Raw genomic sequence first — 13,680 nt, forward strand, 5'->3', positions numbered from 1 at the left:
GGTGGGGAGCGGGCCCGGCCGTTCGTACTGTGGTGATCGTGTCCCGCAGCAAGCGCGTCCCGACCGCGGCCGTCCTGTCCGTCCCGCTCGCCCTGACCGGGGCCCTCGCCGCGCTCGGCGTGCACGTGCGCCGCAACATGGGGGCCCGCGCGGCCGAGCTCCACCGGATCGCCTCCGGGTCGCCGAACGCCGTCGACGGCGTGTTCGCCAACACCGAGCCGGGTCTGCCGCGGGCCAAGGCCTCCGCCAGGATGATCCTGAACATGCTGGTGGGCCGCCGGTCCGAGGGCGTCGCGCCGGCCACGGTGCCGCTCGCGTCGCTGCGGACCCCCGACGAACCCGCCGGGCTGGCGGTGACCTGGCTGGGTCACGCCGGGGTCCTGCTGGAGATCGACGGCCGACGGGTCCTGGCCGACCCTGTCTGGTCGGAGTACGCCTCCCCCGTGCCGCGCTTCGGGCCGCGCCGCCTGCACCCGCCCGTCGGGCCGCTGTCCGCGCTGGGGTCCCCGGACGTCGTCGTGATCAGCCACGACCACTACGACCACCTCGACCGTCCGACGGTCACCGCGCTGGCCCGCGACACCTCCGCGGTGTTCGTCGGCCCGCTCGGGGTGGGCGCGCACCTGCGGGCCTGGGGCGTGCCCGGGCACCGGGTCGTCGAGCGCGATTGGGAGGGCGTGGTGACCGTCGCCGGCCTGGAGCTGACCTGCCTGGAGACCCGGCACTTCTCCGGGCGCGGGCTGCGCCGCAACACGACGCTGTGGGCCGCCTGGAAGGTCGCGGGGCCGCGGCACACCGCCTACCTGGGCGGGGACACCGGCGCCACCCGGGCGCACGCGCGTACCGGGGCCGCACACGGCCCGTTCGACCTGACGGTGCTGCCGATCGGCGCCTACGCCGACCTGTGGCCCGACATCCACGCCGACCCGGAGCAGGCCGTCGCCGCGCACCGCGAGCTGGGCGGCCGGGTGCTGCTGCCGATCCACTGGGCGACGTTCAACCTGGGCTTCCATCCGTGGGACGAGCCCGCTGAGCGGGCCCGCAAGGCCGCCGCCGACCAGGACGTGGTCCTGGCCCTGCCGCGCCCGGGCGAGCGGATCGACCTGACCGGCGTCACGACCGTCGACGAGGCTCGCGCCGCGGTTCCCACCGAACCGTGGTGGCCGACCGCGCGCTGATTCACGTCACGTTCACCACTGACCCTTTTCGCCCATTCCCGTCGCCCGGACGCCGTATCCCCCGACCCGAAACGACGGCGCCGGACTATTTCCGGGCAGGGGTTCGACAGGTCGGTTCGGCATCCTTTATCGTTCTGCCCGAAGAATCGGTTCCGGCTCCGACCGGGCGATTCCCGTCTCCGGCCGATCCGGTGATTCCCCCGTGGAAGGAATGACGACGTGGCGCAGCAGACGACCATCACACTGGTCGACGACCTCGACGGCACCGACGCCGACGAGCAGGTGGAGTTCTCCGTCGACGGCCGCGCCTACGAGATCGACCTGTCCACCGAGAATGCCGAGAAGCTGCGGGAATCGTTGGCGCCCTACGTCGCGGCCGCCCGTCGCGGGTCGGGTCGGCGCAGTCCCGCTTCCGGCACCTCGTCGTCGAACGGTTCCAGCTCCTCGGAACGCGCCGCGAACCGCGCCGTGCGGGAATGGGCGGTTGCCCAGGGCATGAAGATCTCCGAGCGCGGGCGTATCCCGTCCTCGGTTCTCGAGGCCTATCAGAACGCGCACTCCTGACCGCTGCCGCCGCCGGGGTCGCCCCGGATGGCAGGATCGGGCCGACCAGAGACGTGCGCCGGGCGATCCGCGGCGCGCCCCGACGGAGAGGCCCCGATGTACCCAGGCACGCACGCCGCCACGACCCCCGACAAGCCGGCCGTGATCATGGGGGGCTCGGGCGAGACCCTGACCTTCCGTGAGCTGGAGGAGGGGTCCGCCCGGCTCGCGAACCACCTGCGTGCGGCCGGTCTGCAGCGGGGCGACGTCGTCGCGCTCGTCGCGGAGAACACCGCGCGGGTCTACGAGGTCTACTGGGCCGCCCAGCGGTCGGGGCTCTACATCACCGCGGTGAACCACCACCTCTCCGCGCCCGAGGCCGCCTACATCGTGCGGGACTGCGGCGCGAAGGCGCTCGTCGTCTCGGCCGGTGTCGCCGGTCTGGCCGCGGCGATCGAGGACCACGTCGACACCCCGGTGCGGCTGGCCTTCGGCGGTGAGATCCCCGGGGCGTCGCGCTACGCCGCCTACGACGAGACCCTCGCCGCGGTGCCGGCCGAGCCGCCGGCCGACCAGCCGCGCGGGGCGGACATGCTCTACTCGTCGGGCACCACCGGCCGCCCCAAGGGCATCAAGCCGACGCTGCCCGACCGGCAGGTCGACGAGCCGGGCGACACCTACCAGGCCCTGTTCGGGTCGATGTACGGCTTCGACACCGACACCGTCTACCTGAACCCGGCCCCGCTCTACCACGCCGCGCCGCTGCGGTTCACCGCCACGGTGCAGGCGCTCGGCGGCACCGTCGTGGTGATGGAGCGCTTCGACCCCGAGAAGGCCCTGGAGCTGATCCAGCGGTACTCGGCCACCCACTCGCAGTGGGTGCCGACGATGTTCGTGCGGATGCTCAAGCTCCCGGAGTCCGTCCGCGCCTCCTACGACGTGTCCTCGATGCGGGTCGCGATCCACGCGGCCGCGCCGTGCCCGGTGGACGTCAAGCAGGCGATGATCGACTGGTGGGGTCCGGTCCTGCACGAGTACTACGCCGCGACCGAGTCCAACGGCATCACCTTCATCGACTCGGCGCAGTGGAGCGAGCGTCCCGGCTCGGTCGGGCGCGCCGGGCTCGGCACCATCCGGATCGCCGACGACACCGGCGCCGTCCTGGCCCCTGGCGAGATCGGGACGGTCTACTTCGAGCGCGACGTCCGGCCGTTCGAGTACCACAACGACCCGGGCAAGACCCTCGCCGCGACCCACCCCGAGCACGAGAGCTGGACCACCACCGGGGATCTGGGCTACCTCGACGAGGACGGCTACCTCTTCCTCACCGACCGCAAGGCGTTCATGATCATCTCGGGCGGGGTGAACATCTACCCGCAGGAGGTCGAGGACGCCCTCGCGCTGCACCCGAAGGTGCTCGACGTCGCCGTCATCGGGGTGCCCGACGACGAGATGGGCGAGAAGGTCAAGGCCGTCGTCCAGCCCCCGGAGGGCGTCGACGCCGGCCCGGAGCTGGAGCGCGAGCTGATCGACTTCGTGCGGGAGCGGATCGCGCACTACAAGGCGCCGTCGTCGGTGGACTTCACCGACTTCCTGCCGCGCACCCCCACCGGCAAGCTGGTCAAGCGGGAGCTGCGCGACCGCTACGTGTGACGCCCCACCGTGCTCCCAGGGTCACTTTCGTGGCGCTCTAAGCCACGAAAGTGACCCTGGGAGCACACAGCGCGGGTCAGGTGGCCCGGCGGGCGTAGCGGGCGCGGGTACGGGCGGCGACCAGCGCGAGCGGCACCGAGGCCACCAGGGCGGCAGCGAACAGCGGGGCGAAGCGCCCGGCATCGGCGAGCGGGGCACCCAGCGCGGTGCCGGCCGAGCTGCCCAGGAACAGCAGCGTCGCGAACAGCGCGACGGCGGTCGCGCGGGCCTGCGGGACGACCTCGGTCGCCCAGGTCTGCAGGGTCGAGTGCAGGAACGCCCACGCCCCGCCCAGGCAGAGCCCGGCCGCGGCGATCGTCACCGGGTGCACGACGACCAGCGGGAACACCCAGGCGACGACGAGGAACCCGCCGCCGACGGCGGCCAGCGCGGCCGGTCGCAGGCGCCCGACCAGGCGTCGCACGACCCGGGAGAACAGCACCGCGCCGACGCCGTAGCCCCCGGCGGCGAGCCCGGCCAGCGCGGCGGAGCTGCCCCCGGCCTGCAGCGACGGGGCCAGGTAGGTCAGCACCCCGAGCACGACGGCGCCCTCGACGAAGGCGAGCACCAGGACCAGCCGCGCCCAGCGGTTCCCGGCGACCGTGGCCAGCGGGCGGAGCACCGCGTCGACGATCCCGCGCGAGGTGGTGCGGGCGCCGTCGGGTTCGGGCAGCGCCCGCAGCGCGACGAACAGCACCGCGCAGCCGGCCGCCGTCGTACCGAGGACGACGCGCCACCCGGCCAGGTCGGCCAGCAGGCCCGCCCCGGCCGTGGCGACGGCGGTGCCGAGCGCGGTCGCCGCGAGCAGGTCCGACAGGGGCCGCTGCCGGACCGCGGCGGGCCAGGTGTCACCGACGTACACCAGCGCCGCCGGGATCAGCGCCGCCGTGCACGCGCCGGTGACGACCCGGGCGGCGACCAGCACCGCGAGGGTCGGCGCCAGCACCGAGGCGACCCCGCCCAGCACCGCGCCGACCAGGGCCAGGCGCATCACCCGGACCCGGCCGATCCGGTCGGACAGCACCCCCCACACGACCTGCATGAGGCCGTAGGCGAGGAAGTAGCCCCCGGCCGCGCCGGCCGCCGCGGCCAGCGGCGCCGAGAACGACGCGGCGATCGGGACCAGCAGCGGGGCGATCGCGAACCGGTCGACGGTGCTGGTCAGCGACGCCAGCTGCAGCAGCCGGAGCCGCCGGGTGCCGTCGGGGACGGCACCGCCGGGATCGGCGCCCTCGGGGTCGGCTCCGTCGGGACCGCTGCCGTCGGGGGTCGTGCTCACCGGCGTCACCCTGCACGGCGGGCCGTGATCTTGCCCCACCGGGGTGAGCGGGACCACAGTGGCAGGGCAGTCGAGGCTCGGGAGGCCACCGGTGGGCACGATCACGGGACACGGGATGACCGCGGCGGACGTCGTCGCGCGGCACGCACGGACCACACCGGACGGGCCGGCGCTCGCCGACCCGCGGACGTCGCGGACCTGGGCGCAGCTCGACGACCGGGTGTCCCGGCTGGCGACCGTGCTCGCCGACCGGGGGGTCGACCGCGGGGACCGGGTCGCGGTGCTCGGGCTCAACTCCGTCGAGCTCGTCGAGAGCTACCTGGCGGTGCTGCGCCGCGGCGCGATCTGCGTGCCGCTGAACTTCCGGCTGACCGCGGGCGAGGTCGCCTTCCAGCTCACCGACTGCACCCCCACCGCCGTGCTCTGCGACGACGGGTTCGCCGCGACCGTGGAGGCCGCGCGGGAGCAGGCGCCGTCGGTGCGGACGGTGCTCACCCTCGGCGAGGGCTTCGGCGCGCTGCTCGCCGGGACCGACCCCGGCGACTGGGGCGACGACGTCGCCGACGACGAGCCCGCCTACATCATGTACACCTCGGGCACGACCGGCCGCCCGAAGGGCGCGGTGCTGACCCACCGCAACCTGATGCTGCACGCGTTCCTGTCGATCACGCACCTGGGCACCGCGGGCGACGACCGGGTCTCGCTGTCCGGGGCTCCGCTGTTCCACATCGCCGGGCTGTCCGGGATGCTCCCGACCCTGATCGCGGGCGGCCGGGTGATCATCCCACCGTCGGGCGGGTTCGACCCGGTCGCGACGGTCGACACCCTGGAGCGGGAGCGGGTGTCGTCGTGCTTCTTCGTCCCGGCGCAGTGGCAGGCGATCTGCGCCGTGCCCGGCATCGCGCAACGGGACCTGTCGGCGCTGCGCCGGATCACCTGGGGTGCCGCCCCCGCGTCGACGACGCTGATCCGCACCATGATCGACACGTTCCCGCAGGCCATGGTGGTCACCGCGTTCGGGCAGACCGAGTGCAGCCCGGTCACCTGCGCGCTGCGGGGCGAGGACTCGGTGCGCAAGATCGGCTCGGCGGGGACGCCGATGGTCGGCGTCGAGGTGCGGGTCGTCGACGCGGACATGAACGACGTGCCGCGCGGCGAGGTCGGCGAGATCGTCTACCGCGGTCCGACCGTGATGCGGGAGTACTGGGGCCGCCCGGAGGCGACGGCCGAGGCGTTCCGCGGCGGCTGGTTCCACTCCGGAGACCTGGTGCGCGAGGATCCCGACGGCTTCTACTACGTCGTCGACCGCGCCAAGGACATGATCATCTCCGGTGGGGAGAACGTGTACAGCGCCGAGGTCGAGGAGGTGCTGGCCGCGCACCCGGGCGTCGCCGACGTCGCGGTCGTCGGGGTGCCGGACCCGCGCTGGGGCGAGACCCCGCTCGCCGTGGTCGTGCCCGCCGACCCCGCCGCCCCGCCGGACCTGGACACGCTCACCGCGTGGTGCGCCGACCGGCTGGCCCGCTACAAGCAGCCGAGCCGGCTCGCGCTGGCGGAGGTGCTACCGCGCAACCCGTCGGGCAAGGTGCTCAAGACCGAGCTGCGCCGCCTCCACGGGTCCGTGTGACACGAACCCGCTCGCGTCGGCGGCGGTGGGACGCCTAGCGTCGCGGGGGTGTCCGTCGTGGAGTCCGTGAACACCGGGGTGTCCCGTCCGATCCTCGCCAAGGCGGGGGCCTCGGGCATCGACAAGCGGCCGGTACCCGGTCCGGTCCGGGTGGACGTCCCGGCGCCCGCGGCGAGCGGGCTGGCCGGCGACACGATCTGCGACGCCGACCACCACGGCGGCCCGGACCAGGCCGTCTACGCCTACGCCCGGGAGGACCTGGAGTCCTTCGCCGCCGAGCTGGGCCCGCTGCGGGCGGGGATGTTCGGGGAGAACCTCACCACCCGCGGCGTCGACGTGTGCGGCGCGGAGCTGGGCGAGCGCTGGCGGGTCGGCGGGGTGCTGCTGCAGGTGACCGCGCCGCGCATCCCGTGCCGGACCTTCGCGGCGCACCTGGAGCGGGCGGGCTGGGTGAAGCGGTTCACCGCAGCCGCCCGCCCCGGCGCCTACCTGGGGGTCCTGTCCCCCGGCGAGATCCGCGCCGGCGACGCCGTGACCGTCGAGCACCGGCCCGGGCACGGCGTCACAGTCGCCGACGCGTTCCGGGCGCTGCTCGCCGAGCCGGCCCGGCTCCCGGGCCTCCTGGCCGCGGGTGAGCACCTGCTGCCGAAGATCCGGGAGACCGTCATGAAGCGGACCGCGTCCCGGCGCTGACCCGGCCGTAGCGCATCCCCATGGCCGTGCGGACCGCGTCGAGTGTCTCGTCGGCCAGCGCGTTGGCGCGGGCGTTGCCGCGGGCCAGCACGTCGTCGACGAGCCCGGGGTCGCGGGCCAGCTCGGCGCGCCGCGCGCGGTGCCCGGCGAGGTGGTCGTTGACCGCGTCGGTGGTGAGCCGTTTCAGCGCGGCGGCCCCGTCCAGGGTCGCGGCCAGCTCGTGCGGGTCGCGGCCCAGGCACAGGGCCGCGGTCGTGAGCAGCCCGTACACCCCGGGCCTGCCGTCCGGGTCGACGGTGATGCGCCGCTCGGGGTCGGTGCGGGCGCGGCGCACGAGCGCCGCGGTCTCGTCCGCGGTCGCGCCGAGCGGGACGGCGTTGCCGCGGGACTTGGACATCTTGTGCCCGTCGAGCCCGGGCAGCTCCGGGGTGTCGGTCAGCATCGGCTCGGGCGGGGTGAACACCGGGCCGTAGCGCTCGGCGAAGCGCCGGGCCAGCACCCGGGTGAGCTCGATGTGCGGGAGCTGGTCCTTGCCCACCGGCACGAGGTCGGCGCGGCAGGACAGGATGTCCGCGGCCTGGTGCACCGGATAGGTCAGCAGCAGCCCCGACAACGCGCGCCCGGACGCGGCGTGCTCGGCCTTCACCGTCGGGTTGCGGTGCAGCTCGGCCTCGGTGACCAGCGACAGGAACGGCAGCATGAGCTGGTTCAGCGCGGGCACCGCGGAGTGGGCGAACACCGTCGTGCGGTCCGGGTCGAGCCCGGCGGCGAGCTGGTCGAGCACCGCGCCGCGGACGTGGTCCGACAGCCGGTCGGCGACGTCACGGTCGGTGATCACCTGGTAGTCGGCGAGGATCACCAGCACGTCCACTCCGGACCGTTGCAGCCGGACGCGTTCGGAGATCGTGCCCACCAGGTGCCCCAGGTGCAGCGGGCCGGTCGGCCGCTCCCCGGTCAGCACCCGGTGCGACGACGGGTCGGCGGCGACGGCGGCACGCAGCGCGGGCATCCGGGCGACGGTGGCGGCGAGGGAATCCATGATCAGCTCCTGGGAACGGGGAGCTGCACGAGACACACCGGTCGCCGCCGGGCTGCTCGGGCAGCCCGGGATGACGGTGACGTGCGTCTACGCGGCTGCAGGGAGCAGCCGCCACCAGACCGGACGGGAGGTGCGCACGGGGGCACCCTACACCGCCGTTATCGACAATGGTTATCGTGAAAGTATGGCCGACCGTCGCGTTCCCGTCACGATCCTGTCCGGCTTCCTCGGCGCGGGGAAGACGACGCTGCTGGAGCACCTGCTCGCGAACCGCGACGGCAGGCGGATCGCCGTCGTCGTCAACGACATGAGCGAGGTCAACATCGACGGCGCCCAGGTCCGGCTGCAGCGCGGCCGGGAGAAGCTGGTCGAGCTCACCAACGGCTGCATCTGCTGCACGCTGCGCGAGGACCTGCTGACCACGGTCGGCGAGCTGGCCGCGGAGGGGCGCTACGACCACGTCGTCGTCGAGTCGACCGGGATCTCCGAGCCGATGCCGGTCGCGGCGACGTTCGAGTGGACCTTCGACGACGGCACCGCGCTCTCCGACGTCGCGCGGCTGGACACGATGGTCACCCTCGTCGACGCCTCGACCTTCGAGACGCTCCTGACCAGCGAGGACTCCCTCGCCGACCGCGAGCTGCAGGCCGCCGAGGGCGACGAGCGGACCCTGTCGGACCTGCTCGCCGACCAGGTCGAGTTCGCGGACCTGCTGGTGCTCAACAAGACCGACCTCGTCGCGCCGCACGCGCTGGGCCGGATCGAGGCGCTGCTGTCGCGGATGAACCCGGGCGCACGCCGGGTCCGCGCGGTGCGTGGCGACGTGCCGGTCGCCGAGCTGCTCGACACCCACCGCTACGACCCCGCGGCGGCGTCCGCGACCCCCGGCTGGGCGCAGGAGCTCAACGGCAGCCACACCCCCGAGACCGAGGAGTACGGGATCGCGAGCGTGACCTGGCGGGCCGGACGCCCCTTCCACCCCGCCCGGCTGCTCAACGCACTCGGCGAATGGCCCGGCCTGCTGCGCAGCAAGGGCTTCTGCTGGCTGGCGACCCGGCCCGACGTCGCCGGCCTGTGGTCGCAGGCCGGCCCGAACATGGCCCTGGATCCGGCGGCGCCGTGGTCGTCGTTCGACGGGCCGCGCGGGCAGGAGATCGTGTTCATCGGGCTCGGCCTGACCCGCGACGCCGTCACGGCGCGCCTCGACCCGGCCCTGCTCACCGACGACGAACTGCTCGCCGGGCCCGTCTCCTGGCGCGACCTGGACGACCCGCTGCCCGCCTGGGACCTCGACGACCTGCACGACCACGGGATCCACGAGCACACGCCCGTGGCCGGGTAGCGTCCGGGCACGTGCCCGACCTCACCCCGGACGAGTTCCGAGCCCTCGGCCACCTGTTCGTCGACGCCGTCGCCGACGCCCGCGCCGGGATCGAACGCCACCCGGTCCGCGACGTCGTCGAGCCCGGCACCGTGCGGGCCCGCTTCCCCCGCGAGGCGAACGAGGACCCCGAGCCGCTCGCGGCGTTCCCGTCGCTGGTCGAGGCCGTCACCGGTGACGCCGACACCCGCTGGCAGCACCCCGGGTTCCACGCGTTCTTCCCGGCGAACGCCTCGCTGACCTCGCTGCTGGGTGAGCTGCTGTCGGGCGGCGCCGGGGCGCAGGGCATGCTCTGGTCGACCTCGCCCGCGTGCACCGAGGTGGAGCAGGCGGTCACCGACCAGCTGGCCAGGGCGCTCGGGCTGGACGAGACGTTCACCCACGACGGCGGCGGGGGCGGCTCGATCCAGGACTCGGCCTCCTCGGCGGCGCTGGTCGCGCTGACCGCCGCGCTGCACCGGGCCGCGCCGGACCCGGACTCCGGCTGGCGCGTGCGCGGTGTGACCGGCCGGGAACGCGTCTACGTCACGGCCGAGACGCACTCGTCGCTGGCCAAGGCGGTGCGGGTGGCCGGGCTCGGCTCCGACGGGCTGCGGACCGTCCCGTGCAGCCCGGACTCCCGGGCGATGGACCCGGCCGCGCTGGCCGACACCCTGGCCGCGGACGTCGCCGCAGGGCTGGTCCCGGTGCTGGTGTGCGCGACGGTCGGGACGACCTCGACCGGGTCGAGCGACCCGGTCGCGGCGCTGGTCACGGCGGCGCGACCGTACCGGGCGTGGGTGCACGTCGACGCCGCGTGGGCGGGCGTCGCCGCGCTCTGCCCGGAGCACCGCTGGGTGCTCGACGGCGTGAACCCGGGCCCGGGTCCCGGCGTCGACTCCTTCTGCACCGACGCCCACAAGTGGCTGCTCACCGCGTTCGACGCCTCGCTGCTCTGGGTGCGCGACGCCCGCGCGCTGCCGGCCGCGCTGTCGATCACCCCGGCCTACCTGCGCGACGCGCACTCCGACTCCGGTGCCGTCGTGGACTTCCGGGACTGGCAGATCCCGCTCGGGCGTCGGTTCCGGGCGCTGAAGCTGTGGGCGGTGCTCCACGGACAGGGGCTGTCCGGGCTGCGGTCGCACCTGCGCGGGCACGTCGACCTCGCCGCCGAGCTGGCCGAGCGGATCCGCGGGCACGACGACCTGGAGCTGGCGTGCGCGCCGGTGTTGTCCCTGGTCTGCCTCCGCTCGCGCTCCGGCGACGCCGCGACCACCGCGCTGCTGGAACGCGCCAACGCCGACGGACGGGTGCTGCTCACCGGCACCGAGGTCGACGGACACCCGGTGGTGCGGGTGGCGTTCGGCGGGGTCACCACGGGCCGCGAGCACCTCGACGTCGTGTGGGATGTCCTGTCTGCCCGATCGTGACCGCCGTGGGTAAGGTTCGCCTGTCCACCCAGAAGGGTGTACTGACCTGATCCCCCGGCGCCCGGTGCACCCCGCCCGCACGGGTCCCGTCGAAAGGACCGCCCCCATGCCCCGACCCCTGCTCCGCGCGCTCGCCGCGTGCGTGGTCCTGCTGCTGGCACTGGCCGGCTGCTCCTTCGGGGGCTCCGGCGACGCGGCACAGCCCGCCCCCGCCGACGACGCCCCCACCGGGGCGTTCCCGGTCACCCTCACCCACGCCTTCGGGCAGACGACGATCCCCGCCGCGCCGCAGCGGGTCGTGACCGTCGGCTTCAACGACGCCGACTTCGCCCTCGCCCTCGGCGTGAAGCCGGTCGGGGTCCGCGAGAACATCGGCGACTACGACTACGCGAAGCGCCCCTGGGCGCAGGAGGCACTGGGCGGGACGCAGCCGCAGCTGCTGACCGGGTCCCAGATCCCGGTCGAGCAGGTCGCCGCACTCCAGCCCGACCTGATCCTCGGCGTCTACTCCTTCATGGACCAGGCGACCTACGCCGCGCTGTCGCAGATCGCGCCGACCGTCGCCCAGGGCACCCCCGACGGCACGAACGCCGCGGGCTGGGAGGAGCAGACCCGCATCACCGGGCAGGCCACCGGGCGCACCGAGCAGGCCGAGCAGGTCATCGCCGCGACCCGCGCGAAGTTCGACGAGGCCAAGGCGGCCCACCCCGGGTTCGCGGGCAAGAACCTGAAGATGGACTTCTTCATCGAGGGCGTCCCCTACGACATGGGAACCGACGACCTGCGCGCCCAGATCTTCGCCGGCCTCGGCTTCACCGTCCGGCCGGACTCGCAGACCCTCTCGCTGGAGCGCCAGGGCGACCTCGACAGCGACGTGCTCGTGGTGCTGGGCCGTTCGCGCGCCGAGTCCGAGGCCGACCCGGTGTTCCGCGCGATCCCGGCGGTCCAGCAGGGCCGGGTCGCCTACCTCGGGCCGTTCGAGACCGAGTTCGCCGCCGCGCTGGGCTACTCCAGCCCGCTGTCGCTGCCCTACGCCATCGACTCCGTCGCGCCGCAGCTCGACGCGGCGCTGCAGGGCCGGGCCCCCGGCAGCTGAGCCGGCGCCCGCGCACCGGTGCCGTGAACGTCACGTCACCGGTGTGCCCAACCCCTTGTCCCGCCCGGCCGCGCCGACGACTGTGATCGCGGCCCCGTCAGGGCGGCGGGCCACGGTGAGGGGGCTCGGTGACTTCGACGCGGGAACGACGGCGCGGCTGGACCGTGGTGCACGGCGGCAAGGCCCCGCCGCCCGGCGAGGTCGTGGGCCCGCACGAGCGGCTGTCCTGGCCGCGCACCGTCGGCCTCGGCGGCCAGCACGTGATCGCGATGTTCGGGGCGACGTTCGTCTTCCCGGTCCTCATGGGACTGAACCCGAACATCGCGATCCTGATGTCCGGCGTCGCGACCGCGCTGTTCCTGCTGATGACCCACGGCCGGATCCCCAGTTACCTGGGGTCCTCGGCGTCGTTCGTCGGCGGGGTCGCGGCGATCCGCGCCCAGGGCGGGGACTCCGCGGCCGTGACCGGCGCGATCGTCGTCGCCGGGGTGGTGCTGCTGCTGGTCGGCGTGGTCGTGCACCTGGTCGGCGCCCGCGTCGTGTCCCGGCTGCTGCCACCCGCGGTGACCGGCGCCGTCGTCATGCTGATCGGGTTCAACCTCGCCGGGGTCGCCTCGACCGTCTACTGGCCACAGGACCAGTGGGCCGCGCTGGTGACGATGGTCGTGGTGATCGCCGCCGCGGTACTGCTGCCGGGGTTCTGGGGCCGGATCGGGGTGCTGATCGGCCTGGTCGCCGGGTTCGCCTTCTCGCTGCTGCTCGACGCCACGACCGGCCCGATCACCGCGCCCGACGCGAGCGGGGACGTCGGCACCCGGATGCGGGTCGACCTGTCCGGGGTCGGGTCCGCGGACTGGGTGGGCCTGCCGCCCGCCACCCAGACCGGTCCGGACGGCATGGAGATCGCCGGCTGGCACTGGCCGACGTTCTCGTTCGCCTTCGCGCTCCTCGTGCTGCCCTCGGTGATCGCGCTGATCGCGGAGAACGCCGGGCACGTCAAGGCCGTCGAGGGGATGACCGGCGAGCGCCTCGACCCGTACCTGGGCCGGGCCCTGGCCGCGGACGGCGCGGGCACCACGCTGGCCGGCCTGGTCGGCGGCTCCCCCACCACGACCTACGCGGAGAACATCGGCGTGATGGCCGCGACCCGCGTCTACTCCACCGCCGCGTACTGGGTGGCCGCGGCCGTCGCGGTGCTGCTGGGGTTCTGCCCGAAGTTCGGGGCGCTGATCGTCGCGGTGCCGGGCGGGGTGCTCGGCGGGCTCACCGTGGTCCTCTACGGCATGGTCGGGCTGCTCGGGGCGGCCATCTGGATCCGCAACGGGGTCGACCTGGCCCACGCCGCGAACCTGGTGCCGCTGTCCGCCGGGCTGATCATCGGCATCGGCGGGGCGAGCCTGTCGGTGGGCGGGTTCGAGCTGTCCGGGATCGCGCTGGGCACGATCGTGGTGCTCGTCGGCTACCACGCCCTGCACGCGCTGCTCCCCGCCGACCGGCGCCCCTCCGGCGACGGGGACGGCGGGCCGCTCGGCTGAGCCCGGGCCGCCGCGCCCAGCCGGACGGGGCCGAGCGGATCGCGCTGCCGCCGGACGCCCGCCGCACGGCGGTGGTGCCGGCGCCGGGCCCGGTCGGCCCGGGCGACGTCGGCGTGCCCGTCAGCGACGACGGGCGACGGACGGTGCGCGCCCCGGAGAGCGACGGACCACACCCACCGTCCTGATCGCCGCGCGTCGGTGAGGTTAG

Annotated in this window: 11 protein-coding genes; 9 read left to right on the forward strand and 2 right to left on the reverse strand. The window is 74.5% G+C overall.

Annotated elements, in window-relative coordinates:
- The first annotated feature begins 38 nt into the window (after nt 1–38).
- The 3 genes from MTO91_RS16045 to MTO91_RS16055 all read left to right on the forward strand — a co-directional run bounded on the left by MTO91_RS16045 (nt 39) and on the right by MTO91_RS16055 (nt 3,374).
- On the forward strand, nt 39–1,178 hold the full coding sequence (locus MTO91_RS16045; RefSeq protein ID WP_476651709.1) for an MBL fold metallo-hydrolase: 1,140 nt from the start codon (nt 39–41) through the stop codon (nt 1,176–1,178).
- Nucleotides 1,179–1,397: 219 nt separating this feature from the next.
- Nucleotides 1,398–1,742: a histone-like nucleoid-structuring protein Lsr2 gene (locus MTO91_RS16050; RefSeq protein WP_476651710.1), complete on the forward strand. Its 345-nt coding sequence runs from the start codon at nt 1,398–1,400 to the stop codon at nt 1,740–1,742.
- Nucleotides 1,743–1,838: 96 nt separating this feature from the next.
- Nucleotides 1,839–3,374: an acyl-CoA synthetase gene (locus MTO91_RS16055; RefSeq protein ID WP_476651712.1), complete on the forward strand. Its 1,536-nt coding sequence runs from the start codon at nt 1,839–1,841 to the stop codon at nt 3,372–3,374.
- 76 nt (nt 3,375–3,450) lie between these two features.
- Here MTO91_RS16055 and MTO91_RS16060 read toward each other — a convergent pair whose 3' ends face one another.
- On the reverse strand, nt 3,451–4,692 hold the full coding sequence (locus MTO91_RS16060) for an MFS transporter (protein ID WP_476651714.1): 1,242 nt from the start codon (nt 4,690–4,692) through the stop codon (nt 3,451–3,453).
- 115 nt (nt 4,693–4,807) lie between these two features.
- On the opposite strand from MTO91_RS16060, the gene MTO91_RS16065 reads away from it, so the two are divergent.
- The gene (locus MTO91_RS16065) at nt 4,808–6,319 is read left to right on the forward strand and encodes a long-chain-fatty-acid--CoA ligase (RefSeq protein ID WP_476651715.1); all 1,512 of its coding nucleotides are present in this window, start codon (nt 4,808–4,810) and stop codon (nt 6,317–6,319) included.
- Nucleotides 6,320–6,367: 48 nt separating this feature from the next.
- Complete coding sequence (locus MTO91_RS16070; RefSeq protein ID WP_476651716.1) at nt 6,368–7,012, forward strand: MOSC domain-containing protein; 645 nt, start codon at nt 6,368–6,370, stop codon at nt 7,010–7,012.
- On the opposite strand, the gene trpS is transcribed toward MTO91_RS16070, so the two are convergent.
- Nucleotides 6,984–8,051, reverse strand: coding sequence for a tryptophan--tRNA ligase (gene trpS / locus MTO91_RS16075; RefSeq protein ID WP_178373567.1), 1,068 nt, complete (start codon nt 8,049–8,051; stop codon nt 6,984–6,986). The two genes, MTO91_RS16070 and trpS, sit on opposite strands and share 29 nt — an antisense overlap.
- 184 nt (nt 8,052–8,235) lie before the next feature.
- Here trpS and MTO91_RS16080 point away from each other — a divergent pair, with 184 nt between their 5' ends.
- The 4 genes from MTO91_RS16080 (at nt 8,236) to MTO91_RS16095 (ending at nt 13,472) form a co-directional block, all read left to right on the forward strand.
- Nucleotides 8,236–9,393: a GTP-binding protein gene (locus MTO91_RS16080; RefSeq protein ID WP_476651718.1), complete on the forward strand. Its 1,158-nt coding sequence runs from the start codon at nt 8,236–8,238 to the stop codon at nt 9,391–9,393.
- 11 nt (nt 9,394–9,404) lie between these two features.
- Nucleotides 9,405–10,841, forward strand: coding sequence for a pyridoxal phosphate-dependent decarboxylase family protein (locus tag MTO91_RS16085; protein WP_405416703.1), 1,437 nt, complete (start codon nt 9,405–9,407; stop codon nt 10,839–10,841).
- 106 nt (nt 10,842–10,947) lie between these two features.
- A complete protein-coding gene (locus MTO91_RS16090; RefSeq protein ID WP_405416701.1) occupies nt 10,948–11,937 on the forward strand; it encodes an ABC transporter substrate-binding protein in 990 nt (329 codons plus the stop codon).
- A 128-nt stretch (nt 11,938–12,065) separates the two neighbouring features.
- Nucleotides 12,066–13,472, forward strand: a complete 1,407-nt coding sequence (locus MTO91_RS16095) for a uracil-xanthine permease family protein (protein WP_251782246.1) — start codon at nt 12,066–12,068, stop codon at nt 13,470–13,472.
- The last annotated feature ends 208 nt before the right edge of the window (nt 13,473–13,680 follow it).

The organism is Pseudonocardia sp. 2-7, assembly GCF_056341085.1.